This window comes from Streptomyces sp. NPDC059989 (assembly GCF_042736975.1).
GTDB lineage: Bacteria > Actinomycetota > Actinomycetes > Streptomycetales > Streptomycetaceae > Streptomyces.
The window spans coordinates 1-24,810 of the sequence record NZ_JBHWUO010000081.1; the positions used below are offsets into that span (position 1 = coordinate 1).

17 protein-coding genes are annotated in these 24,810 nt (G+C 73.4%); 9 read left to right on the plus strand and 8 right to left on the minus strand.

Going from position 1 to position 24,810, the window contains the following annotated elements; all coding sequences use genetic code 11:
* From ACFWBN_RS37165 to moeZ, 4 genes are all read left to right on the plus strand, one after another.
* Nucleotides 1-1,086 (plus strand): hypothetical protein (locus ACFWBN_RS37165; RefSeq protein WP_385185413.1); only part of this gene is annotated, 1,086 nt, incomplete at its 5' end.
* On the plus strand, nt 1,083-2,102 hold the full coding sequence (locus ACFWBN_RS37170) for an NAD-dependent epimerase/dehydratase (protein ID WP_385185416.1): 1,020 nt from the start codon (nt 1,083-1,085) through the stop codon (nt 2,100-2,102). The genes ACFWBN_RS37165 and ACFWBN_RS37170, both read left to right, overlap by 4 nt.
* Nucleotides 2,090-2,854, plus strand: coding sequence for a spherulation-specific family 4 protein (locus ACFWBN_RS37175; RefSeq protein ID WP_385185419.1), 765 nt, complete (start codon nt 2,090-2,092; stop codon nt 2,852-2,854). The genes ACFWBN_RS37170 and ACFWBN_RS37175 overlap by 13 nt, the downstream gene beginning before the upstream one ends.
* 63 nt (nt 2,855-2,917) lie before the next feature.
* Nucleotides 2,918-4,096 carry an adenylyltransferase/sulfurtransferase MoeZ gene (gene moeZ, locus ACFWBN_RS37180; RefSeq protein ID WP_385185422.1) on the plus strand — a complete coding sequence of 393 codons (1,179 nt, stop codon included), beginning with the start codon at nt 2,918-2,920 and terminating at the stop codon, nt 4,094-4,096.
* Nucleotides 4,097-4,239: 143 nt separating this feature from the next.
* On the opposite strand, the gene ACFWBN_RS37185 is transcribed toward moeZ, so the two are convergent.
* Entirely contained in the window at nt 4,240-5,823 is a 1,584-nt protein-coding gene (locus ACFWBN_RS37185) for an alpha/beta hydrolase (RefSeq protein ID WP_385185425.1), read from the minus strand.
* 158 nt (nt 5,824-5,981) lie between these two features.
* Between ACFWBN_RS37185 and ACFWBN_RS37190 the strand changes: the two genes are divergently transcribed.
* Nucleotides 5,982-6,413: a hypothetical protein gene (locus tag ACFWBN_RS37190; protein ID WP_385185428.1), complete on the plus strand. Its 432-nt coding sequence runs from the start codon at nt 5,982-5,984 to the stop codon at nt 6,411-6,413.
* 10 nt (nt 6,414-6,423) lie between these two features.
* Nucleotides 6,424-9,102: an ATP-binding protein gene (locus tag ACFWBN_RS37195; RefSeq protein ID WP_385185430.1), complete on the plus strand. Its 2,679-nt coding sequence runs from the start codon at nt 6,424-6,426 to the stop codon at nt 9,100-9,102.
* Here ACFWBN_RS37195 and hemG read toward each other — a convergent pair.
* The 6 genes from hemG to ACFWBN_RS37225 all read right to left on the minus strand — a co-directional run bounded on the left by hemG (nt 9,099) and on the right by ACFWBN_RS37225 (nt 18,371).
* Nucleotides 9,099-10,475: a protoporphyrinogen oxidase gene (gene hemG / locus ACFWBN_RS37200; RefSeq protein WP_385185433.1), complete on the minus strand. Its 1,377-nt coding sequence runs from the start codon at nt 10,473-10,475 to the stop codon at nt 9,099-9,101. The two genes, ACFWBN_RS37195 and hemG, sit on opposite strands and share 4 nt — an antisense overlap.
* A 61-nt stretch (nt 10,476-10,536) precedes the next feature.
* Entirely contained in the window at nt 10,537-11,727 is a 1,191-nt protein-coding gene (locus tag ACFWBN_RS37205) for a TIGR04053 family radical SAM/SPASM domain-containing protein (protein ID WP_385185435.1), read from the minus strand.
* The gene (gene narI, locus ACFWBN_RS37210; RefSeq protein ID WP_385185438.1) at nt 11,724-12,449 is read right to left on the minus strand and encodes a respiratory nitrate reductase subunit gamma; all 726 of its coding nucleotides are present in this window, start codon (nt 12,447-12,449) and stop codon (nt 11,724-11,726) included. The genes ACFWBN_RS37205 and narI overlap by 4 nt, the downstream gene beginning before the upstream one ends.
* Nucleotides 12,449-13,165, minus strand: coding sequence for a nitrate reductase molybdenum cofactor assembly chaperone (narJ, locus tag ACFWBN_RS37215; protein WP_385185441.1), 717 nt, complete (start codon nt 13,163-13,165; stop codon nt 12,449-12,451). The genes narI and narJ overlap by 1 nt, the downstream gene beginning before the upstream one ends.
* Nucleotides 13,162-14,673: a nitrate reductase subunit beta gene (gene narH, locus ACFWBN_RS37220; protein ID WP_385185444.1), complete on the minus strand. Its 1,512-nt coding sequence runs from the start codon at nt 14,671-14,673 to the stop codon at nt 13,162-13,164. Before narH ends, narJ begins: the two co-directional genes overlap by 4 nt.
* 38 nt (nt 14,674-14,711) lie before the next feature.
* The gene (locus tag ACFWBN_RS37225) at nt 14,712-18,371 is read right to left on the minus strand and encodes a nitrate reductase subunit alpha (RefSeq protein WP_385185447.1); all 3,660 of its coding nucleotides are present in this window, start codon (nt 18,369-18,371) and stop codon (nt 14,712-14,714) included.
* A 203-nt stretch (nt 18,372-18,574) separates the two neighbouring features.
* Between ACFWBN_RS37225 and ACFWBN_RS37230 the strand changes: the two genes are divergently transcribed.
* A complete protein-coding gene (locus tag ACFWBN_RS37230) occupies nt 18,575-19,315 on the plus strand; it encodes a YwiC-like family protein (protein ID WP_385185450.1) in 741 nt (246 codons plus the stop codon).
* Nucleotides 19,316-19,771: 456 nt separating this feature from the next.
* Here the strand turns inward: ACFWBN_RS37230 and ACFWBN_RS37235 are convergent, their stop codons facing one another.
* Nucleotides 19,772-22,573 carry a YbhN family protein gene (locus tag ACFWBN_RS37235; RefSeq protein WP_385185453.1) on the minus strand — a complete coding sequence of 934 codons (2,802 nt, stop codon included), beginning with the start codon at nt 22,571-22,573 and terminating at the stop codon, nt 19,772-19,774.
* A gap of 158 nt (nt 22,574-22,731) precedes the next feature.
* Here ACFWBN_RS37235 and ACFWBN_RS37240 point away from each other — a divergent pair, with 158 nt between their 5' ends.
* Both ACFWBN_RS37240 and ACFWBN_RS37245 read left to right on the plus strand, forming a co-directional pair.
* A complete protein-coding gene (locus tag ACFWBN_RS37240; RefSeq protein ID WP_385185455.1) occupies nt 22,732-23,088 on the plus strand; it encodes an MGMT family protein in 357 nt (118 codons plus the stop codon).
* Between the two features lie 216 nt (nt 23,089-23,304).
* Nucleotides 23,305-24,810 (plus strand): ATP-dependent helicase (locus ACFWBN_RS37245; RefSeq protein WP_385185458.1); only part of this gene is annotated, 1,506 nt, incomplete at its 3' end.

Consider the following 24,810-nt stretch of genomic DNA (forward strand, 5'->3'; position numbering starts at 1 on the left):
GCGCTGCCCCCGGACCCCCGCGCCTCAAACGCCGGCGAGGCTGAACATGCCCCCGGCGAGGCAGGAAGCCTCCATGAGGCTTGGGATGCCCCCGGCAAGGCAGGGCGTGCCGGCGAGGCCGGACGGGCCCCCGACAAGGCAGAAGGTGCGGCGCCGCAGGCGAGGCGGCGCGGCAAGGGGGATCCCGTCAAGGCGCTGCTGCACCGGCATCGGGAGTTGTGCGAGCGGGCCGTCGACCCGCTGGAGATCGCCGCCGGGCTGGAGGCGCACGGGATCACCGACCGGACCGCCGCGCGGTTCCGGCACCGGGACGTGTTCTCGCTCGCCGAGGAGCTGTACGCCCGGACCCCCCGCGGCGAGATCCCCGTGGCCGCCACCACCGGCAGGCCGGCCGGCCCCCGCGCGCTCCGCGGCTTCGGGTACGCCCTGCTGCCCGGCGCCCTCGCCTTCGGGGCGGCCGCCGCCGGACTGTCGTGGGCCGGGCCCGTCGCCGTGGCCGGAACCGCCGTCGCCCTCGTGTGGCCCGGGCGGGCCGCCGGGGGGCGGTTCCCCTGCGCCGCGCACCTGCTCGCCGCGGTCGCCACCGGCTGGGCCGCGCACCGGCACGGCACCGCCGGCACCGCACTCGCCGTCGGCCTCGCCCTGGCCGTCGCCCCCGGGCACCTGCTCGCCGTCGCCTTCGCCGCCCGCGCCAGGGCCCGGCTCGCCGGGAGCCGGGCCCTGGAGGACTTCGCCGACCGGGCCCGCCCCCTGCTGCTCGCGGCCGTCGCCGCCTTCGCCGCGGCCGCCGCCGGAGCGGCCGCGCTCGCCGGAGCACCGCTCACCGCCGCCGTACCGCTCGCGCTGGTGCTGTTCCTGACCCGCCTCCTGCTCCGCCACGGCGCCCACCGCGGGCCCGTCGCCGCGGCCCTGGCGCTCGCCCTGGTCCCGTTCCCCGCGGCGGCCCCCGCCGCCGCGGCGGGACTCCTCGTACACGCCGTCCTCGCGCTGTCCCGCGCATCCGCCCATGCGCGGCCCCATCCACCCACTCGCAAGGAGAAACAGAAGATGACCGGCCAGCCAACCAACCAAGGGGCCACGCGATGAGGGTGCTGCTGATCGGAGCCAACGGATACCTCGGCCGCTACGTCGCCGACCGACTGCTCGCCGACCCCGCCGTCCAGCTCACCGCACTCGGCCGCGGCGACGACGCCGACGTCCGCTTCGACCTCGCCACCGGCAGCCCCGGCGCGCTCACCCGGTTCCTCGACGCCGTCCACCCGGGCGTCGTCATCAACTGCGCCGGCGCCACCCGCGGCGGGGCCCGGGAGCTGACCCGGCACAACACCGTCGCCGTCGCCACCATCTGCGAATCGCTGCGCCGCAGCGGCTGCGGGGCCCGCCTCGTGCAGCTCGGCTGCGCCGCCGAGTACGGGCCCAGCCAGCCCGGGTCCTCGACGGCCGAGGACGCCGTGCCGAGACCCGGCGGGCCGTACGGGGTCAGCAAGCTGGCCGCCACCGAGCTGGTGCTCGGCTCCGGGCTGGACGCCGTCGTCCTGCGGATCTTCTCGCCCGTCGGCCCCGGCACCCCCGCCGGATCCCCCCTCGGCCGGCTCGCCGAGGCCATGCGCCGCGCGATGCAGTCGGGCGACGGCGAGCTCAAGCTCAGCGGGCTCGGCGTACAGCGCGACTTCGTCGACGTACGGGACGTGGCGCGGGCCGTGCACGCCGCCTCCCTGTCGGCCGCCCAGGGCGTCGTCAACATCGGCACCGGCCGCGCGGTCCGGCTGCGCGACGCGGCCGCCGTCCTGGCCCGGGTCGCCGGATACGGGGGCGCCCTGCACGAGCTGGACCTCCCGCACGGCGGACCGCAGCAGGCCCACGGACACCCCGGGCACCCCGGCCGCCCGGCCGGGCTCGCCGCCATCGGATCCCCCCGCTCCGAGGCGACGGCCGAGCAGCTCGCCGCCGCGGCCCCGCCCCCCTACCCGTACCCCGACGGCTGCGGGGCCTGGCAGCAGGCCGATGTCCGCACCGCCCGCGACCGCCTCGGCTGGCGGCCCCGGATCAACCTGGAGGAGTCCCTCGCGGACATCTGGATGGAGGCGGCGTGCCGCATCTGACCACCCCGCCCGGGGCCACGGCGGCCGCCACGACCGAGGCCGGCCGCCTCGGTCTCGGCATCCCCGGCTACGCGCACCCGCTGCTCGCCCCCGTCGAGTGGGCCGAGCTGACCCGCCCCGGCACCCCGCTGCACTGGGCCGTGCTCAACGTCACGGACGGCCCGGGCGGCCGGCCCGACCCGCACTGCACGGAAGCCGCCGCGAAGCTGCGCGCGGCGGGCGGAGCGGGCCCCCGCCTCCTCGGCCATCTCGCGATGCGGGACGGCGAACGGTCCTTCGGGGAGCTGGTCTCCGACGCCCACCGCTTCCGCGACTGGTACGGGGTGGGCGGCTTCTACCTCGCCGGCGCCCCGGCCGACAAGACGGAACTGGCCTCGGTGCGCCGGGTCGCGGACACCCTTCGCGGCCTCGGCGAGGACATCCGGATCGTGCTCGGGCACGGCACGCACCCGTACGAGGGCTACGTGGAGGCCGCCGACCAGCTGGTCACCTTCTCGGGAGCCTGGGCCGACTACCGCTGGTCACAGGTGGCGGAGTGGACGGCCGACCACCCGGCGGAGCGGTTCTGCCACCTCGTCCACGGCGTGCCCCGCACCCACCTGGAGGAGGCCATGCGGATCGCCCGCTGGCAGGGCGCGGGCACCATCTGGTTCACCGACCGGCGCGGGGCCGGGGACCGGGACCCATGGGCGTCAATGCCCGCGTACTGGGACGAAATCGTCTCACGGATCGGGACGGGTGTCTTGGAATGAAGACGGGCGTGGCAGTGTTACGGGAAGAACCACCATGAAGACATACCCATCTACGGAGTCCCCGTGTCGCTGCCACCCCTGGTAGAGCCAGCTGCTGAGCTCACCGTTGACGAGGTCCGTCGGTACTCCCGCCACCTGATCATCCCGGATGTCGGGATGGACGGCCAGAAGCGCCTGAAGAACGCCAAGGTGCTGGCCGTGGGCGCGGGCGGCCTCGGCTCGCCCGCCCTCATGTACCTGGCCGCGGCCGGCGTCGGCACGCTGGGCATCGTGGAGTTCGACGAGGTCGACGAGTCGAACCTCCAGCGCCAGATCATCCACAGCCAGGCGGACATCGGCCGCTCCAAGGCCGAGTCGGCCCGCGACAGCGTACTGGGCATCAACCCGTACGTGAACGTGGTCCTTCACGAAGAGCGGCTCGAAGCCGAGAACGTGATGGAGATCTTCAGCCAGTACGACCTCATCGTCGACGGCACGGACAACTTCGCCACGCGCTACCTGGTCAACGACGCCTGCGTGCTGCTGAACAAGCCGTACGTGTGGGGCTCGATCTACCGCTTCGACGGCCAGGCCTCGGTCTTCTGGTCCGAGCACGGCCCGTGCTACCGCTGCCTCTACCCGGAGCCCCCGCCGCCGGGCATGGTCCCGAGCTGCGCCGAGGGCGGCGTGCTGGGCGTGCTCTGCGCGTCCATCGGGTCCATCCAGGTCACCGAGGCCATCAAGGTCCTCACGGGCGTGGGCGAGCCGCTGGTCGGCCGCCTGATGATCTACGACGCCCTGGAGATGCAGTACCGCCAGGTCAAGGTCCGCAAGGACCCCGACTGCGCGGTCTGCGGTCCGAACGCGACCGTCACCGAGCTCATCGACTACGAGGCCTTCTGCGGCGTCGTGTCGGAGGAGGCCCAGGAGGCGGCCGCCGGCTCGACGATCACTCCCAAGCAGCTCAAGGAGTGGATCGACGCGGACGAGAAGATCGAGATCATCGACGTCCGCGAGATCAACGAGTACGAGATCGTCTCGATCCCCGGCGCGAAGCTGATCCCCAAGGGCGAGTTCCTGATGGGCACCGCCCTCCAGGACCTGCCGCAGGACAAGCGCATCGTCTTGCACTGCAAGACGGGTGTCCGCAGTGCGGAAGTCCTCGCGGTCCTGAAGTCCGCGGGCTTCGCGGACGCGGTCCACGTCGGCGGCGGCGTCATCGGCTGGGTCCACCAGATCGAGCCCGACAAGCCGATCTACTAGCGTCACCCGAAGGGGCCGTACCTCGATCGCGAGGTACGGCCCCTTCGGCAAACTCCAGCCTCGCCTGGGGGCCCCTCCCAGCGGTAGCTGGGGGAGTTTGAGGCGCGGGGTCTGGGGCGGAGCCAGCAGACGGCCCGCAGGGGTCAGAGCGAGGTCCCGGTCTGCGTCGCACTCGGGCTCGCCCCCGCGGTGCAGACCGCACCGGCGGTGGGCGGCTTGCCGTCCAGCAGGTAGGTGTTCACCGCCTCCTGCACGCACGCGTCGCCGCTGTTGTACGCGCCGTGCCCCTCGCCCTTGTACGTGAGCTCCACGCCGACGCCCGGGCCGAGCCGCTCCACCATCTTGCGGGCGCCCTCGTACGGGGTGGCCGGGTCGCCGGTGTTGCCGATCACCAGGATCGGGGCGGCTCCGGGGGCGGACACGTCCGGGGTCTGCCAGGCGCCCGCGACCGGCCAGTCGGTGCAGCCCATCATCGCCCAGCCGAGGAAGTCCCCGAAGACGGGCGAGGCCGAACGGAACACCGGCAGCTTGGCCTTGGTCTGCTCCAGCGTGTAGCGGTCCTTGGAGTCCGCGCAGTTGATCGCGGTGTTCGCGGCGCCGATGTTGCTGTAGTGGCCCTGCTGGTCACGGCCGTTGAGGGCGTCGGAGAGCGCCAGCAGCAGCTGGCCCTGCCCGCCGTCCGCCTCGTCCAGCCCCTGCTCCAGCAGCGGCCACAGCTCCTTGGAGTACAGGGCCTGCGCGATGCCGTTGGTAGCAGCGCTCTCGGTCAGCAGCCGGTCGCCCATGCCCGCGATGGGCTTCGCGGCCAGGTCCTGCTGGAGCTTGATGATGTTGGCCTCGATCTCCTTGGCGGTGCTGCCCTGCAGCTTGCACTCGTCGCCGCGGTCCACGCAGTCCTGGGCGAAGTTGCCGAGCGCGAGCTGGAAGCCCTTGGCCTGGCCGAGCGCCGACTCCTCGGAGGTCTTGGTCGGGTCGACGACGGCGTCGAAGACGGCCCGGCCGACGTTCTTCGGGAAGAGGTGGGCGTACACCCCGCCGAGCTCGGTGCCGTAGGAGATCCCGAAGTAGTGCAGCTTCTCGTCGCCGAGGGCCTGGCGGATGCGGTCCAGGTCGCGGGCGGCGTTCTCGGTGCCGACGTACGGCAGCACCTTCCCGGAGTTCTTCTCGCAGGCCTTCTGATAGGTGCGGATGTTGCCGACGAAGTCCTTCTCCTGCTCCGGGGTCGTGGGGGAGGAGTCCTGGGAGTAGTACGCGTCCAGCTGCTTGTCGTCCTCGCAGCGGACGGGGGCGCTGCGCCCCACCCCGCGGGGGTCGAAGCTGACCAGGTCGTACCGGGCGCGCAGGGCCTCGTACTCCTTGGCGGCCCCGGGGAGGGTGCTGATGCCGGAGCCGCCGGGCCCGCCGAAGTTGAAGACGAGCGAGCCGATGCGCTCGGCCTTGTTGCGGGCCTTCGCGCGGATCAGGGCGATCGGGATGGTCTCGCCCTCGGGCTTCGCGTAGTCGAGCGGGACGTCGAGGGTGGCGCACTGCCAGTCCTTGGGCGGGGCCTGGCCGCCGCCCTCCGCGGCAGTGGGGGCCTCGCACCCGCCCCACTTGAGGGGCCGGACCTCCCTGCCGCCGTCGGCCGTCGTCTTCTTCCCGTCACCGTCGTCGGAGCACGCGCTGGTGGTGAGCAGCACGGCGGCGAGGGAGGCGGTGACGGTGACCCGCAGGGCTTTTCTCGGCATGCTCCCATCCTCTGCGCCGTTCGCCCGGCCCGCCCCCGCGCTGACCCATCCGGGGGGCGGGTCCGGTTGTGGACCTTCTGCGCGAATCCCCGATCGAACCGCCCGCCGGTGAGTACGCTGCCGGGGACGTGGAGCGGGAACGAGTCCGAGGGGGACGGATGTTGGCCGAGTCGCTGACGGCACTGGCCGCGGCCACCGGGGCGGGGATCGTCCAGGCCGCGGGCACCGACGTGTGGACCGGATTACGGGACCGGGTGGCCAGGCTGCTGGGCCGGGAGCGTCCGGAGCCGGTGCTCGAACGCCTGGACCGGACCCGCCGGGAGCTGGAGGAGGCCGGCGCGGACGACGCCGAGCGGACCGCCCAGCGCCAGGAGGCCGCCTGGCAGGTCCGTATCGAGGACTTCCTCGACGCCGCCGAGGAGGCCGAACGGGACACCGCCGCCGCCCGCCTGCGCGAACTGCTCGCCTGGCTGGCCGAACAGCAGCCCGAGCAGCCACCCGCACCGGGCACGACGGTGATGAACGCCCGCGCGAGCGGGCACGGGCGCACGTACCAGGCGGGCCGGGACATCACCGTCCACGAGAAGTGAGGCGCCCCGGATGACCGGCGAGGACGACACTCCCGCGCCGTCCGTACCTCCGCAGCACCGCTCGGAGGCCACGGCCCGCGACTCGGCGCGCGTCTACCAGGCGACCGGGGACATCACCGTGTACGAGGCGGCCCCGACCGCCCCGGTCCTGTCCGCGGCGCCCCCGCCGCAGCCGCCCCTCATGTACCTGAGCACGCCGTGCATGCTCCCCCAGGACGTGGACGTCTTCACCAACCGCACCGAGCTCATCGCACTGCTCGACACCCTGCTGGACGGCACGGCCGAGACCCGCGCGACCGTCGTGACGATCGGCGGTACGGGCGGGATCGGGAAGACGGCCCTGGCCGTGCACTGGGCCTACCGGGTGGCGGACCGGTTCCCGGACGGCCAGCTCTACGCGGACCTGCGCGGCTACAGCGCGGGGGCCAGGCCGCTGCAGCCGGAGGAGGTGCTCGGCCGCTTCCTGCGCGGCCTGGGCGTCGCACCCGACCTCGTCCCCGTGGACGTGGAGGAGCAGGCGGGCGTGTACCGGGCGCTCCTCGCCAACCGCCGGATGCTCATCCTGCTCGACAACGTGCCCGCCGACGCGGAGTTGATCCGGCCGCTGATCCCGGGGCGGACCGGCAGCCTCGTACTGATCACCAGCCGGTCCGACCTCCAGGGACTGCGGGTCTCCCACCATCCGGTGGCGCTCGATCTCGACGTACTGGACCCGCGGGCCTCGCTGGACCTGCTCGCCCGGATCCTCGGCCGCGAGCGGGTCGAGGCGGAGGCGGCACCCGCCGCCCGGCTGGTGGAGCTGGCCGCGGGCCTTCCGCTGGCCCTGAGGATCGCGGCGGCCACCCTCTCGGGCCGGCCCAGGGGGCGCATAGCGGATTACGTGACCCGGCTGGAGGGAACCGACCGACTGGGGGTGCTGGAGATTTCCGGAGATCCGAGGAGTGCCGTGTCAGCCGCGTTCGACCTCTCCTACGAGGCCCTGACCACCCGTGCGCGGACCGTGTTCCGCCGGCTGGGGCTGGTTCCGGGGCCCGACGTCACCGTCGAGACCGCCGCGGCCCTGACAGACGGGGACCTGACCGGCGCGGCGGCCGCGCTGGACGAACTCTTCGCCGCCCACCTCCTGGAGTACCGGAGCGACGGCCGCTACGCCTTCCACGACCTGCTCCGCCTCTACGCGCGCAACCGGATGGAGCGGGAGGAGGGCCCGGCGGCCGGGACCGAGGCGCTCGGCGCGCTGTACCGGCACCTGACCCGGGTGACGCACGGAGCCGTCGGCCGCCTGGCACCCGGATCGCTGCGCCTGGACCTGCCGCCCGCCCTGGCCGGCGGGGACCCGCCCCCGGGCCCGTCCTTCCCGGACGAGCGGGCCGCCCTGGCCTGGCTGGACGCGGAGCGGGTCAACCTGGTCGCGGCGGTCGTGCACAGCGCGGAGCACGGTCCCGCCGACCCCGGCTGGCGGCTCGCGGAGATGCTGCGCGGCTACTTCGCCGACCAGGGGCACGGCGGGGACTGGCTGCGGACCGGCATCGCCGGCGCCCGGGCCGCCGCGGTGGACGGCGGTACGAGGGCGCGGGCGGCGCTGCACCTGAGCCTCGCCGAGGCGCACACGAAGTTCGGCAGCGACGAGGAGGGGCTGTCCCACGGGCGGGCGGCGCTGGCGGAGAGCAGGGCCGACGCCTGGACGGAGGGCGAGACGGAGGCGCTGTCCCAGCTCGGCTTCGGATTCCGGCGGGTCGGCCGGCTCGACGAGGCGCTGGAACACCACACGCGGGCCCTGGAACTGACCAGGCGTCACGGCACTCCGGCGGACCAGGCCCGCTGCCTCAACAACCTCGGCAACCTGTACTGGGACCTGGGCGACCTGGAGCACGCGCTGGCGCGGTTCGTCGAGGTCCTGGACATCAACCGCGGGCTGGGCAGCCGGCTGTACGAGGCCATCAGCCTGGACAACGTCGGTTCCGTGTACTGGGCGTTGGGGCGGCTGCCCCTCGCGGACGAGCATCTGAGCGGTGCGGTCGGCGCGTACGCGGAACTCAGCGTGCCGCAGTACGAGGCGGACGCGCGGGCGGCGCTGGCGCGGGTGCTGCGCGACCTCGGGCGCCACGAGGAGGCGCTGGCCCAGGCGTCGACCGCGTACGAGCTGGTCAGCGGGACGGGCCACCGCTGGCTGGAGTCGTACGTCCTGAGCATCCTGGGCAGTGTGCTGCGGCTGCGCCGCGATCTCGCCGGGGCCGGGGAGCGGATCGGGCAGGCGCTGCGGCTGGCCGAGGAGGCGAACTATCCGCGCGGTGAGGCCACGGCCCGCATCGAGCTGGCGGCGCTCCACCGGGACCACGAGCGGGACCGGCCCGCCGTGCGAGAAGCGGAGAAGGCGGCCGAGATCGCCGGGGCCGCCGGATACCGGGTGCTCGAAGGGCAGGCGCTGACCGAGCTGGCCGGAGCCCTGCAGGCGGCGGGGCGGACGGACCGTGCCTCCGAGGTCGCCGGCCGGGCCCTGGAAGCCCACCGCTCCACGGGCCACCGGCTCGGCGCGGCGCGCACCCTGGTCGTGCTCGGCGACTGCGCGGCGGAGGCCGATCCGGGCCTGGCCCGGGAGCGCTGGGAGCAGGCGTGGGCCCTGCTGACGGAGGCGTCCGCCGCACCCGAGGCCGCCGTGCTCCGCGCCCGGCTGGACGGGGAGGCCTAGGCGGCCAGGACCTGGCGTGCGGCCGCGCGGCCGGTGGCCACGCAGGCGGCCACGCCCACGCCCTCGTACGCCGCGCCGCACAGGGCCAGTCCCGGGAGCTTCGAGGCCGCCTCGCGGATGCGGGTGATGCGGGCGTGGTGGCCCACGTCGTACTGGGGGAGGGCGCGGTCCCAGCGGGTCACGCGGGCGGCGACGGGTTCGCCCATCGGGCCGACCGCGTGGTGGAGTTCGGTGATCGCGGTGCGGACCAGGTGGCGGTCGGGGCGGGCGAGGAGTTCGTCCTCGCCGATCCGGCCGAGGGAGGCGCGCAGGACGAACGTGTCCGGGGCCGATGCCTTGAGCCAGGCCCACTTGTTGGAGAGGAAGGACGCCGCCTTCAGGGTGTGACCGTCCACCGGCGGGACCAGGAAGCCGTTGCCCTCCGGGAGGAAATGGGCCTGGGCCCGGGAGAAGGCCATCGTGATCACGGCCGTGGAGGCGTGCGGGATGGCCGTGAGGTCCGCCTCGGCCAGCGGGGAGTGGGGGCGCAGCAGTTCCGCCGCCGCGAAGGCCGGGAGGGCCAGGACGACCGCGTCCGCCTCCATGGTGAGGCCCCCGTCGCCCGTCATGGCGTGCACCCGCCACCGGTCGCCCGGGATCCGCTGGAGCGAGCGGGCGGTGGTACCCGTCAGGATGCGGGCCCCACAGGCCTCCGCCACCGCCTGCGGGAAGCGGCCCGTGCCGCCGGCCACGCCCTGTACGGCCACGGGGGCCGAGCGGGGGGCGCCCGCCGCCCTCATGCGGCGGAGGGCGGGCAGGAGGGGGCCGCCCTGTTCGGCGAGGGCCGCGATCCGGGGCATCGCGGCGCGCAGCGACAGGAGGTCGGCGCGGCCGGCGTAGACCCCGCCCAGCATGGGTTCGACGAGGCGGTCGACGGCCTCCCGGCCGAAGCGCGCGGACAGGTAGTCGGCCACCGAGCAGTCCTCGGTGACGGGGGACGCGGGGAGGGTCTCCTCCTCGGCCACACGGGTGACGCCGGCGGGGGAGAGCAGGCCGGTGCCGGCCAGGGCCTCGGGGTCGGTCGGGATGCCCATGACGTGCCCGGCGGGCAGCGGGCGCAGCGCGCCGCCGGTCCAGATGGCGGCCGGGGCCTTCGCCGGGTCGCACAGCGCGTCGCCCAGTCCGACGGCGGCCGCCAGCTCCACGGCCTCCGGCCGCAGGGCCATCAGGGACTCCGCGCCCTCGTCCACGGCGATTCCGGCGATGGTGCCGGTACGGAGCTTGCCGCCGACCTTGGAGTGGCTCTCCAGAACGGTGACATCGGCCAGGCCGCGCAACTGCCACGCGGCGGCCAGCCCACTGATGCCGCCACCGATGACGATCACTGAACGCATTGTCTTCTCCTGCGGCCGGGGTCGATATGTTCCCAAATCCAACATATGGGGGATCTGTGGGTCAGTGCCTCATGCTTTCGGCCAGAGAGCCGATCTCCTGCGGGTACGGGAAGCTGCCCGGCTCGTACGCGCAGTACGGGTCCGCCTCCAGCACGTCCCCCGTGAACCCGTAGGCCCGCGAGCGCGATCCCCCGCACACCGTCTTGAACTCGCAGGCCCCGCACTTCCCGCGCAGCAGAGAAGGGTCCCGCAACCGCGTGAACAGCTCCGACTCCCGGTAGATCGCGGTCAGCGGACGGGCCTTCACATGGCCCGCCGACACCGGCAGGAAGCCGCTCGGATGCACCTCCCCCGTGTGGGAGATGAAGACGAACCCGCGTCCCGAGGAGACGTCCATCGGCGGCCGGCGCACTGCCCGGTGTTCCCCGTCGAACAGCCCCAGCTCCGCGGCGCGGGCCGAGAGGCGCCCGTACAGCGGCCCCAGCCGCGGCCGCTCCCCGCGCGCGTCGAGGACGGTGCGCTGGAGCGCGACCCGCCGGAAGTGGTGGCCCTCGGTGGTCTTGGTGGCCATGACCGAGCCGCAGTCGTAGAGGAAGTGCAGTACGTCCTCGACCTCGGCCGGTGTCAGGGAGTCCAGCCGCTCGCCGCGGCCCGTCGGGACCAGGACGAAGCCGGACCAGAGCATCGCCCCCTCGCGCCGGACCAGTGCCGCGACATCGGCCAGGTCCTCCAGGCCGTTACGGGTGACCGTGGTGTTGATCTGCACCTTGAGCCCGAGCTCGCGGGCCGCCCGCCAGCCGTCCAGGGTCCAGTCGTAGACCCCGGGCACGCCCCGGAAGGCGTCGTGCCGGGCGGCCGTCGAACCGTCCAGGGAGAGGGACAGGGCCACCGCCCCGGCGTCGCGCACCGCGACCAGGTTGGCCCGCGTGAGGGTCGGCGTACCGGAGGGGGAGACCGCGACGCGCAGGCCCAGCGAGGTCCCGTAGGCGATCAGCTCGGTGAGGTCGGCGCGCTGGAACGGGTCCCCGCCGGTGATCACGAAGAGCGGGCCGGGCCGGCCGAAGGCGGCGATCCCGTCCATGACGCGGCGGGCGTCGGCCCCGTCGAGCTCCTCGGGGTGCCGGGCGGTCTGCGCCTCGGCCCGGCAGTGCAGACAGGCCAGCGGGCAGGCCCGGGTGGCCTCCCAGATGACGATGAACGGGCGCTCGGCGACGGCGTGCCGGGGCGTGCGGACGACCGTGCGCGGCTTCACGAGACCCGCTCCCAGCCGCGCTTGGCGGGGCGGTTCGCCGGCTGCTGGGGGTCCCGCCTGCGGTAGACCACGTACGGCCGGAACAGGTAGGCCAGCGGCGCCGAGAACATGTGCACCAGGCGCGAGTACGGGATCAGCGCGAACAGCGTGAAGCCGAAGAGGACGTGCAGCTTGAAGGCGAGCGGGGCGCCCGCCATCAGGTGGTGGTCGGGGGTGAGGGAGAACAGGCTGCGGAACCAGACCGAGATGCCCTCGCGGTAGTTGTAGCCGTCCGTCTGCCCGGTGGAGTTGAGGACGGTGGCCGTCAGCCCGAGGGCGATCGCGCCGAGCAGGAAGGTGTACATCAGGTGGTCGCTGCGCAATGTGGCCCTGCGGACGGCCGGGATCTTGAAGCGGCGGTAGACCAGGATCCCGATGCCGGCGGCGGCCGCGACGCCCGCCACCGCGCCGGTGGAGACGGCCAGCAGGTGGTAGGCGTGGTCGCTCAGCCCGACCGCGTCGGTCCAGCTCATCGGGACCAGCAGGCCCACGACATGGCCCAGGACCACGAAGAGCATGCCGAAGTGGAAGAGCGGCGAGCCGATGCGCAGCAGCCGCGATTCGTGCAGCTGAGAGGAGTGGGTGGTCCACCCGAACCGGTCGAACCGGGCCCGCCAGACCGTGCCCGCGATCAGCAGCGCGACCGAGACGTACGGGAGCACGCCCCACAGGAGGAGGTCCATCAGGCCGACTGCCTTTCGGGGGTCGTGGGCCACGGGAGATCGCGGGTCCGGTCGGGCCGGACTCCGGCGGCACCGGCCGGGAAGCCCGCCGGGAGGCTCTGGGGCATGTCGAGGCCGGGGCCGAACGGTTCGAGCGGGGAGCCCGCGCCGACCAGTTCCTGCGGCGGACCGCTGCGCGCGAGCGCCTTCGCCTCGGCCTTGGTCTCGGGCGAGGGCCCGGGCAGCGTCGCGCAGACGGCCTCCAGGACCCGCGCGTACGGGGACCCGGACTCGGTGAGCGCCAGCCGCAGCAGCTCCAGCCCGGCCCGGTGCTCCTGGAGCAGCTCGGTGCCCGCCTCCGGCACGCGGGCGGCGAACTCCAGGGCCACGGGCAGGAAGTCGGGCAGCTCCTCGCCCGCGTACTCCAGCCCGAAGTCCCGGTAGATCCGCTTCAGCCGGACCAGGGACAGCCCGCGGCGGCGCGTGTCGCCGTCCACCCACCAGGTGAGGTAGAGGCAGCGCCGGTTGCGGGTGTCGAAGGTCGAGGTGTACTGGGCGCACAGCTCGATCGGGGTCTGCGCCTCGGCTTCGTCGAGGAAGGCGCCGAGCAGTGCGGCCGGTTCGGCGGGCGCCCCGGCGAGGGCCGCGCGGAGCCGCGGGAGTTCGTCGTGGAAGTGGTCGCCGGGGTACTGCAGGACACAGCCCGCCACCAGGCGTACGTACGCGTCCGGGGTCACGAAGCCCTCCTTGTCGGGCTGAGGTTGAGCATCACGCGCGGTTCGCCCACCGGGCCGACGGGGCATTCGGCGTCGAGCGGGTGCGTCTCGGCGAGGGCGTCGGCCTCGGCGCGGGCGGCGGTCGGGATCACGAACCGGTCCTCGATCTTGGCGATCGCGAGCAGGCGGAACATGTCCTCCATCTCCACGCCGGTGAGGCCGACGGCCGCCGCGATCGACTCGTCCCTCTCCTCGCCGAGGTTGATCCTCCGCATGTACGCGCGCATCGCCGCCATCCGCCGCAGCACCGCTTCGACGGGGTACGTGTCGCCGGCGGTGAGGATCGCCGCGAGGTACTCGACGGGGATGCGCAGGGCGTCGATGGCCCCGAAGAGGTTGCCCGCGTCCTCGCCGTCGCTGCCGGTGGCGGCGACCGCCTCGACGACGGGGGAGAGCGGGGGCACGTACCAGACCATCGGCATGGTCCGGTACTCCGGGTGGAGGGGCAGGGCGACCTGGTAGGTGGCGATCAGGTCGTAGACGGGGGAGTTGCGGGCCGCTTCGAGCCACTCGTCGGTGATGCCGGCCGCGCGGGCGGCGGCGATCACGGCCGGGTCGTGCGGATCGAGGAAGCACTCCACCTGTGAGGGGTAGAGGTCGTGCTCGTCCTCCACCGCGGCGGCCTCGGCGACCTTGTCGGCGTCGTAGAGCATCACGCCCAGGTAGCGCATGCGGCCCACGCAGGTCTCGGAGCAGACGGTCGGCATGCCGACCTCGATGCGCGGGAAGCAGAAGGTGCACTTCTCGGCCTTGCCGGTGTGGTGGTTGAAGTACACCTTCTTGTACGGGCATCCGGTCACGCACATGCGCCAGCCGCGGCACGCGTCCTGGTCGACGAGGACGATGCCGTCCTCCTCCCGCTTGTACATCGCGCCGGAGGGGCAGGACGAGACGCACGCCGGGTTCAGGCAGTGCTCGCAGACGCGGGGGAGGTAGAACATGAAGCTCTGCTCGAACTCGAAGCGGATCTTCTCGCCGACCTCGTCGCGGATCTTCTCCACGATCGGGTCCCTGGGCGCGTGCGCGGGGGCGCCGCCGAGGTTGTCGTCCCAGTTCGGACCCCACGCGATCGTGTCGATGGGCTCGCCGGTGACCTGCGAGACCGGGCGGGCGGTGGGCAGGTCGTCGCCCGCCGGGGCCTCGGTGAGGTTCTTGTACTCGTAGGTCCAGGGCTGGTAGTAGTCGTCGATCTCCGGCAGGTGGGGGTTGGCGAAGAGGCCGCCCAGCTTCTTCAGCCGGCCGCCCGCCTTGAGGCGGAGCCGGCCGGAGCGGGTGCGCTCCCAGCCGCCCTTCCACTTCTCCTGGTCCTCCCAGCGGCGCGGGTAGCCCTGGCCGGGGAGGGTCTCGACGTTGTTGAACCAGGCGTACTCGGTGCCCTGCCGGTTGGTCCACGCCTGCTTGCAGGTGACCGAGCAGGTGTGGCAGCCGATGCACTTGTCGAGGTTCATGACCATCGCGACCTGTGCCATGACGCGTCCGATAGTGGCTTCGCCAGTGGGCATAACTGTCAGTACTCCACGTTCTGGTCGCGGCGGCGGATGACCGTCACCTCGTCGCGCTGGTTGCCGGTCGGGCCCAGGTAGTTGAAGGCCCAGGTGAGCTGGGCATAGCCGCCGATGAGGTGGGTGGGCTTGAGCATCACCCGGGTCAGGGAGTTGTGGATGCCGCCGCGGCGGCCCGTCTTCTCCGTCTTCGGGACGCCGACCGTCCGCTCCTGGGCGTGGTTCATGTAGACCGTGCCGGGCGGCATCTTGTGGGAGACGATCGCGCGGGCGGTGACCACGCCGTTGCGGTTGACCGCCTCGATCCAGTCGTTGTCCGCGACCCCGATCGCCTCGGCGTCCTGCGGCGACATCCACACCGTCTGGCCGCCGCGGCCGAGCGTCATCATGTAGAGGTTGTCCTGGTACTGGCTGTGGATCGCCCACTTGTTGTGCGGGGTCAGGTACCGGACCGCGACCGACTTCGCCTTCTCGTCGACGGCGCCGAGCTCGGGCTCCCCGTAGAGGGTGTGCATGTTGAGCGGCGGCTTGTAGACGGGGAGGGACTCCCCGACCTCGTGCAGCCAGTCGTGGTCGATGAAGAAGTGCTGGCGGCCGGTGAGGGTGTGCCAGGGCTTGAGGTGCTCGGTGTTGACGGTGAAGGCCGTGTAGCGGCGCCCGCCGGCCTCCGAGCCCGACCACTCGGGCGAGGTGATCACCGGGACCGGGCGGGCCTGGGTGTCGGCGAAGGTGATCCGCTTGCCCTCGGCCTCGGCGGCCAGGTGGGCCATGTGCGTGCCGACCTTCTTCTCCAGGGTCTCGAAACCCTGGGTGGCGAGGCGGCCGTTGGAGGTGCCGGAGAGGGAGAGGATCGCCTCGCAGGCCTGCTGCGCGGTGTGCAGCCGCGGCCGCCCCTCGGCGATGCCGGTGCGGACCAGGCCGTTCTTCTCGCCGAGGTGGGCGACCTCCTCGGCCACGTCGTAGGTGATCGCCTTGGTCGTCACGCCGAGCTCGTCGACGAGCGGGCCGAGCGCGGCGAACTTCTCGCCCACGGCCCCGTAATCGCGCTCGACGACGGCCAGGTTGTACATCGTCCGGCCGGGTACGGGCTCGCACTCGCCCTTCGACCAGTCGAGGGCGACCCCGCCGGGCTGGGCCATCTCGCCGCCCGGGGTGTCGTGCTGGAGGGCGGTCGCCACCAGGTCGCGGCGGACGCCCAGGTGGGTCCCGGCGAGTTCGCCGAAGCGCTCGGCCAGGCCGCGGAAGGCGTCGTAGTCGGAGCGGGCCTGCCAGGGCGGGTCCACGGCCGGGCTGAAGGCGTGCAGGAAGGGGTGCATGTCCGTCGAGGACAGGTCGTGCTTCTCGTACCAGGTGGCGGCCGGGAAGACCACGTCGGACAGGAGCGTCGTGGACGTCATCCGGAAGTCCATGGTCATGAGGAGGTCCAGCTTCCCCTCGACGTCCTCCTCCCGGTACGTGACGTCCTTCGGGGTACAGCGCGGGCCGTCCGCGGGGAGGTTGGAGTGGGTGCCGAGGAGGTGCTTGAGGAAGTACTCGTTCCCCTTGGAGCTGGAGCCGAGGAGGTTGGCCCGCCATACGTTGAGCACGCGCGGCCAGTTGCGCGGGGCGTCCGGGTCCTCGCCGGCGAAGCCGAGGGTGCCGTCCTTGAGTTGCTGAATCGTTTCGGCAATGGGGTCCTCGGCCTCTCCCAGCTCCAGGGGATTGCGGTCGAAGGTCGGATAGGAGGGCATCCAGCCCATCCGGGCGCTCGCGGCCAGGCAGTCCGAGCCGGTCATGCCCTCGAAGGCGCCCTCGCCGAGCGGGGAGGCCAGCGCCTCCGCGGGCAGGGTGTCGTAGCGCCACTGGTCGGTGTGCAGGTAGAACCAGGCCGCGCCGATCATCTGGCGCGGCGGGCGCGACCAGTCGGAGGCGGCGGCGAGGGTGGCCCAGCCGGTGACCGGGCGGCACTTCTCCTGGCCGACGTAGTGGCCCCAGCCGCCGCCGTTGCGGCCCTGGCAGCCGGTGAGGGTGAGCAGGGCGAGGAAGGAGCGGTAGATGGTCTCGGAGTGGAACCAGTGGTTGGTGCCCGCGCCCATCAGGATCATGCAGCGGCCCTTCGACTGCTCGGCGGTCCGCGCGAACTCCCGTGCCACGCGCGCCGCCTGGGCCGCCGGGACGGAGGTCAGCGACTCCTGCCAGCCGGGGGTGCCGGGCTGGGAGGCGTCCTCGTAGCCGGTGGGCCACTCGCCGGGCAGGCCGTCGCGGCCGACCCCGTACTGGGCGAGCATCAGGTCGAAGACGGTGGTGACCAGCCGACCGCCGAGGCGGCGGACGGGGACCCCGCGGCGGACGGTGCCGCCGCGCTCGTCGTCCTCGAAGCGCGGCAGGACGATCTCGGCGCTCTCGCCCTCCCCGATCAGAGACAGCCGGGGGACGGTGTCGCCGAGGTCGAGATTCCACTCGGGCGTCTCGTTCCTGCCCCAGCGGTGCCCGAGGGTGCCGTTCGGGACGACGGGCTCGCCGGTCGCGTCGTCGACGAGGACGGTCTTCCAGTCGGCGTTCTCGGTGTCCCGGCCGAGATCGGCGGCGGTGACGAACTTGCCGGGGACAAGCCCTTGTTCGGTTTCCCTCAAGGACACCAGAAAAGGCAGGTCGGTATAGGTGCGAACGTAATCGACAAAGAACGGAGTCTGTCGATCGACGAAGAACTCCTTGAGGATGACATGCCCCATCGCGAGGGCGAGCGCACCATCCGTACCAGGGTGCGGGTGCATCCATTCGTCGGCGAATTTGGTGTTGTCCGCGAAATCCGGGGACACGGTGACGACCTTCTGCCCGCGATAGCGCGCCTCGGCCATCCAGTGCGCGTCCGGGGTACGGGTGACCGGGACGTTGGAGCCCCACATCATCAGGTACGCGGCGTCCCACCAGTCGCCCGACTCGGGCACGTCGGTCTGGTCGCCGAACACCTGCGGCGAGGCCACGGGGAGGTCGGCGTACCAGTCGTAGAAGCTCAGCATCGGCGCGCCGATGAGGGAGTGGAAACGGGCGCCGGCGGCGTGCGAGCCCATCGACATCGCGGGGATCGGCGAGAAGCCGGCGACCCGGTCCGGGCCGTGCTCGCGGATGGTGTGCACGTGCGCGGCGGCGACGATCTCGGTCGCCTCCTCCCACGTGGCCCGCACCAGACCGCCCTTGCCGCGGGCCTTCTGGTACGTGCGGCGGCGCCCCGGATCGGCCTGGATGTCGGCCCAGGCCTCGACGGGGTCGCCGAGGCGCCGCTTGGCCTCCCGGTACATCTCCAGCAGCGCGCCCCGGACGTACGGGTAGCGGACGCGGGTGGGCGAGTACGAGTACCAGGAGAACGAAGCGCCGCGCGGACAGCCGCGGGGCTCGTACTCGGGGCGGTCGGGGCCGACGGAGGGGTAGTCGGTGGCCTGGGTCTCCCAGGTGATGATCCCGTCCTTGACGTACACCTTCCACCGGCAGGAACCGGTGCAGTTCACGCCGTGCGTGGAATACACGACCTTGTCGTGGCTCCACCGGTCCCGGTAGAAGGCCTCGGCGGCGCGGCCGCCGGTCCGGTGGACGGTACGCAGGTCCTCGGACACCTCGGCGCGCGTGAAGAAACTGCCCGCCTTGATCAGTGAATCGGCGGCGTCCCCGTGTCCCTGACGCTCGTGCACAACGACCCTCCAGGCCGGAAAGAAACGATGGTGATTCGACGCTACGCCCGTCGAAAACCAAAACCCGGTGACAAAGGTCCCCTGAGCCCGTGACCTCTTCCCGGTATTTCGCGGGCCGACCGGCGGGCAGGCTGGAAAGGTCCAACTTCGCGCGGGCGTCTGCAAATTACGCGAAGCAATACCAATTCAGAAAGGGCGGACCGGTGGCGAGACGACGGGGATCGGAATGGATCCCGGACCAGCACGGGGCGTGGGCGATGCTGGCGGTGCCGTTCCTGGCGGGCACGCTCCTGTCCCCGCGGCCGGGATGGGCCCACGCGGCGCTCTTCGCGGCCTGGCTGCTCGGGTACGCCGCGGTGTTCCACGCCCAGCAGTGGCTCCGGCTGCGCGGGCGCGGGCTCCGGTCGGCGGGGCGGCACGCGCGGCCGGCGCTGGTCTTCGGGGCCGCCTTCGCGGCGTCGGGCATCCCGTTGGCGATGCTGCACCCCTGGCTGTGCGGGGCGGCCCTGCTCGCGGCGCCGTTCGTGGCGGTGAACACGTACTACGCCCGGACCGGCCGCGAGCGGGCCCTGACCAACGGCCTGGCGGCGGTGGTCCCGGCGTGCGGGATGCTGCTGGTGGCGGCCCGCCTGGGCGGCCTTTCCCCCGCCGCGGCCTGGCCGCCGGCCCTGGCCTGCCTCCTCTACTTCGCGGGGACGGTCCCGTACGTGAAGACGATGATCCGGGAGCGGAACTCGCGGGCGTACCGGGCCGGTTCGGTGGCCTACCACGCGGCGGCCCTGGCGGGGGCCGCCTGCCTTTCGCCCTGGCTGGCCGTCCCCTTCGCGGCGTACCTCACCCGAGCCGCCGCCCTCCCGGGCCGGGGCCTGCGGGTCCCCCTGGTGGGCGCGACCGAACTCGCCTGCTCGGCGGCCCTCCTGCTGACGCTGCCCCTGCTGTTCTGACCGCGCCGCCACTGCCGGGGGCTCTGCTCCCCGGACCCCCGCGCCTCAATCGCCGGCGAGGCTGGATTTGGCCGATGCCCCCCGGACCCCCGCGCCCCAATCGCCGGCGGGGCTCAAGATCGGGGCTCCGCCCCGGACCCCGCGCCTCAAACGCCGGCGAGGCTTGATGTGCCCCCGGCGAGGCTGGATGTCTGCCCGGCAAGGCTGGACGTTTGCCCGGCGGTTTCGGTGGGGTCGGGTGTGTGGCGGGGCGCCCCCGCAGGGCGCCGAACGCAATAGGGCCGTCACTCTCCGACCCCTGGTCACGTTCGGCGCCCGAGGAGGTGCCCCGGCGCGCGCCCGACCCCACCGGAACCGGCCCCCCCGGAGCCTGCCCGGGGGCCGCCCGGGGTCCGGGGCGGAGTCCCGGTAGCGGTGCGGCGCCCGACCCCGGAGATCCGCCCACCGAGCCGGAGGCTAGATGGCTTCCTTGCGGGTCAGGAAGTTGAACGAAACCCACCCCGGCAACACCGGCAACCAGAACGTCATCAGCCGGAACAACAGCACCGCCGAGATCGCGACCTCCTTCTCCAGCCCCGCCGCGATCAGCCCCAGCGTCAGCGTGGTCTCCACCGCGCCGATACCGCCCGGCGTCGGCGCGGCCGAACCCAGCGCGTTGCCCGCCAGGAACACCACCGCGATGCTCGCGTAGCTGATGGCCTGGCCACCCCCGAACGCCCGGATCGAGGCGTCCAGGCACATCACGAAGCAGCCCGTCAGCAGCAGCATCCCGCCGATGCCCGTCATCAGCTTCTGCGGCCGCTGGAGCACGTCCAGCATCCGCGGCACCACGCCCGCGAACAGCGCCCGCACCCGCGTCACCACGAACTTCCGCATGAACGGCACCGCCGTCACCACCAGCACCAGCACCGCCACCGTCAGCAGACCCGCGATCACCGTCCGGGACGGCGTCATCTCCGGGGTCTTCTCGGTCCCGGTCAGGTAGCCGAAGGACAGCAGCAGCAGGATGTGGCTGGCCAGCCCGAACAGCTGCGAGGCGCCCACGCTCGCGACAGCGAGCCCCGGCCGGACCCCCGCCCGCTGCAGGAACCGCGTGTTCAGCGCGACACCGCCGACCGCCGCCGGAGCCACCAGCTTCACGAAGGAGCCCGCCACCTGCGCCACCACCGTCCGCAGGAACGGCACCCGCTCCGGCACGAAGCCCAGCAGGCTCATCGCCGCCGCGAAGTAGCTGAGCGCCGAGAAGGCCAGCGCCGCCCCGACCCAGCCCCACTGCGCCTCGCCGATGATCTTCGCGAAGTCCACGTGGGCCAGCTGCGTCAGCAGGAAGTACGCACCGAACGCACCCGCGATGAACGACACCAGAGTCCGCGGCCGGATCCGCTCCAGCCGGGCCGGCTCCACCGGCGCCTGCGGGCGGATCAGCAGCACCTGCTGGCGGATCTGGCTCAGCAGGTCCTCCTCCCGAGCCCCTTCGAGCGCATCGTCCAGCGCCTTCTTCTCGGCCTTCCGGTCGGCGGCCGCCGAGGCCGACGTCCCGGAAGCGGAAGCGGAATCCGCCTCGCGCGCCGCCTTCGCCGCCCGCGAGGACTCCAGTACGGCCTCCCGCTGCCGATCGGCCCGCTCCCGGGCCAGCCTGCGCAGCGTCGACCGAGTGGAACGGCTCAGCGCGATCGGCTGGAGCAGCGGCAGGCAGTCCGCCACCGCGTCGGGGCCGAGCACCGACACCGCCGAGGCCACCGCCCGCTCCGCGCCGACCCGCAGGCCGAGCGTGGTCAGCAGCTGCGCGATGTCCATCCGGAGCACCAGATCGCCCGCGGCGATCTCGCCGCCGCGCAGGTCGGTGAGGATCACGGTGCCGGAACGATCCACCACCAAGGCGTCCCCGGTGAGCCGCCGGTGCGCGATCCGCCGCGACTGGAGGGCCCGTACCTGCTCCCACGCGTTGCGCGTCAGGTCGTCGGTGATCTCCTCGTCGGCGAGGGAGTCCAGGGTCCGGCCGCCCAGGTGCTCGTACACGAGCATCACGGCGTCCGGGCCGAGCTCGGAGGTGGCGATCAGCTTCGGCGCGTTCGCCCCGGCCGCGATGGCGGCGTACGCGAGCAGCGCCTCCTGCTCCAGCGCCTGGCGCAGCGACTGCAGGCTGCGCCGGGTGGTGATCCCGCGCAGGGTGAGCCGGCGCCAGACCCGGTAGAAGAAGCCCTGCGCCTGCTGCTCGCGGTCCACGACCGTGACGTCGAGCGGCGGGCCGTCCTCCAGGGTGACGTGGTAGCGGCGGCCCCGGTCGCTGACCTCGGAGGCCTCGGGACCGTCGGTCGTCTCGGCGCGCATCGCGCTGACCGGCTGGAAGCCGACGCGGCGCAGTCCCGCGAGGAGGTTCTGCCCGGTGGGGCGCACGTTGGGGGAGCCGACGGCGTACAGCGTCCCGTAGGCGACGCTCCAGCCGATCAGCACGGTCAGGATGATCGAGAAGGGCGTGGTGTAGCCGCTGACCAGCATCGTGAACGCGTCGAGGAGCAGGACCACCCACAGCGCGACGCGCCAGCGCGGTCTGCGGGTCATCCCGACGGCCGTCATGTACGCGATCACGGGCGCGAGGTAGCCGTGCACCGGGTCGGTGAGGGCCCCGCCGGCGCCGGCGGAACGGGTGAGGGCGTCCTGGATGGTGTCCGGGGCGGCCTGCGAGACCCACAGGTCGGTGGCGAGGGTGACCCCGTGCGCGAGGACGGCGGCGAGCACGCCGTCGGCGATGCGCAGCCCGTCGCGCTTGATCAGCCGCTCGATGGCGAAGGCGACGGGGAGCAGCAGCACCGCGATGCTCGACACCAGCGCGGCGACCTTGATCAGCAGGTCCGGGGCCTGGCCGGTGCCCTTGTTGATGTCCTCCTCCAGGCCGACGGTGGTGCCGTGGGCGAAGGCGGAGATGGCGAGCACGACGGCGATGCCGAGGATGCCGACGAGGAGGCGTACGAGGTCGGAGGGCCGGTGGACGCGGGCGGCGAGCAGCGGTTCGTCCACCTCGACCCGGTCGGCGGCCGTGGGGGCGTGCCCGTGCGGACCGGCCTCGGGGTCCTCGTCGGCGCTGTCGCCGACGCCGCCCTGGGGGCCGCCCTGGGGCCCGGCCTGGGGACGACCGTTCCGGGGACCGGTCTGGGGAAGGTCCTGCGGACCGCCCTGCGGATGGCCCTGCGGACTGTGCTCCGGACCGTCGTCGGGGCGCGCGTCGTCGTCCGCCGTCGCGCCGTCCGGAGGGCTCACACCCTGCTCCTTCGTCGTCACTTCCGTCTCTTCTTGATCACGTATCACCAGTCACCGCCCGGAAGATGGTGGCACGGACCGACCGGCGAGCGGGGCATCAGGGTGCGAGCCGGTGCGGAACCTCGCCTTCCGTCGGCGGGCGGCCGACGTGCTGCACCATGGGCCGGATGAGCGAGGAGCTGCCCGCGTACGCGGAGCGAGTGCTGGAGGCGGCCGAGCGGATTCCGCCCGGCCGGGTGATGACGTACGGGGACGTCGCCGAGTGGCTCGGCGAGGGCGGACCCCGCCAAGTCGGCCGCGTGATGGCCCTGTACGGGGGAGCCGTGCCCTGGTGGCGCGTGGTGCGGGCGGACGGCGTACCGCTGCCCGGCAGCGAGCGGCGCGCCCTGGAGCACTACCGGGCCGAGGCCACCCCGCTGCGCACGACGGCGGCCGGTGAACCCCGGCTGGACATGCGCCGGGCCCGCTGGGACGGCGACGGCGGCGAGGCGGACCGCGACGAGGTTCACACCTGACAGCTTCCGCCATGCGCGGCCCGCACGGGCGGTCGAGCGCGCGTGCGAAGGACCGTACGGGGGACCGGGACGGACTGCGCGGGGGCGTCCGCTTGCCGTAGCGTTGCCTCTTCGGCTCCGGCCGGGGCTCCGCCCGCGACCGTCGCGGCGGATCCCCCCGTACCCCTCGCAGCCCCCGCAGCACAGGCAGACCCACCAGGACCGGCACTTCACGTGATGACCTCTTCCTCCGACCGCACCGAACGGCGGCGTACGCGGACCCCTGACGCGTACCGCCTCGTGCGCACCGGGCCGGAGCGCGTGGATCCCCCTGTTCTGGACGCAGCCCAGCGGGCGGTGGTTGACCACACCGCAGGACCACTGCTGGTCCTGGCCGGACCGGGCACCGGGAAGACGACCACCCTGGTCGAGGCGGCGGCCGCCCGCGTGGAGGCGGGAACGGACCCCTCCCGCATCCTCATCCTCACCTTCAGCCGCAAGGCGGCCGTGGAACTGCGCGACCGGGCCGCCCTGCGGCTCGGCGGCGCGCGGGCTCCGCAGGCCACCACCTTCCACTCCTTCTGCTACGGCCTGGTCCGCGCCCACCAGGACACCGACCTGTTCGCCGACCCGCTGCGGCTGCTGTCCGGCCCGGAGCAGGACGTGATGGTGCGCACACTGCTGGACGGGCAGCGGCAGATCCGCTCCATCCGCTGGCCGGACGACCTGCGGGCCGCGCTGACCACGCGCGGCTTCGCCGACGAGGTCCGAGCCGTCCTGGCCCGCGCCCGCGAACTGGGCCTCGGCCCTTCGGCACTCGACTCCTTCGCGACCCGGATCGGCCGCCCGGACTGGAAGGCGGCCGCGGCGTTCCTCTCCGAGTACCTGGACGTCCTGGACATGCAGGGCACCCTGGACTACGCGGAACTGGTCCACCGCGCCGTCCTCCTCGCGGAGCGCACCCCGGCCCTCTCCTCCACCTACGACGCGATCTTCGTGGACGAGTACCAGGACACGGACGCCGCACAGCTGCGGCTGCTGCGGGCCCTGACGGGGCCCGGCGGCACGCTGGTCGCCTTCGGCGACCCGGACCAGTCGATCTACGCCTTCCGCGGCGCGGACATCAACAACATCCTGGACTTCGAGTCCGCCTTCCCGGGCGCGGCCGTCCGCGCGCTGACGGTCGGCCGCCGCTCGTCCACCGCCCTCCTCGCCGCCACCCGCCTGCTGACGACCCGCATGCCGGTTCCCCGCCTCCCCTCCGCGGCGGTCCGCGCCCACCGGAACCTCGAAGCGGTACGGGAGGGCGGCCGGGTCGAGGTCTTCACGTACCCGACGGCCGGCGCCGAACTGGACAACATCGCCGACATCCTGCGCCGCGCCCACCTGGAGGACGGCGTCCCCTGGCAGGACATGGCCGTCCTGGTCCGCTCCGGCGGCCGCACCCTCCCGGCCATGCGCCGCGCCCTGATCACGGCGGGAGTCCCGGCCGAAACGGACGGCTCGGACACCCCCCTCCGCCACGAACCGGCCGTATCCCCCCTCCTGACGGCCCTCCGCCTCACCGCCACCGCGGCCCTGCCCGCGCCGTCCACGGAACGGGCGGAGCCGGCGGCGGCGCCGGAGCCGTCGGCCGGGTCCGGGTCGCCCACGCCGGAGCCGGCCGCCGAGCCCGGCCCGGCCGCAGGCCCGGCTGCGCCGGCCCCGGCCGCCGTGTCCGGCCCGGCCCCGGCCGCCCAGGCC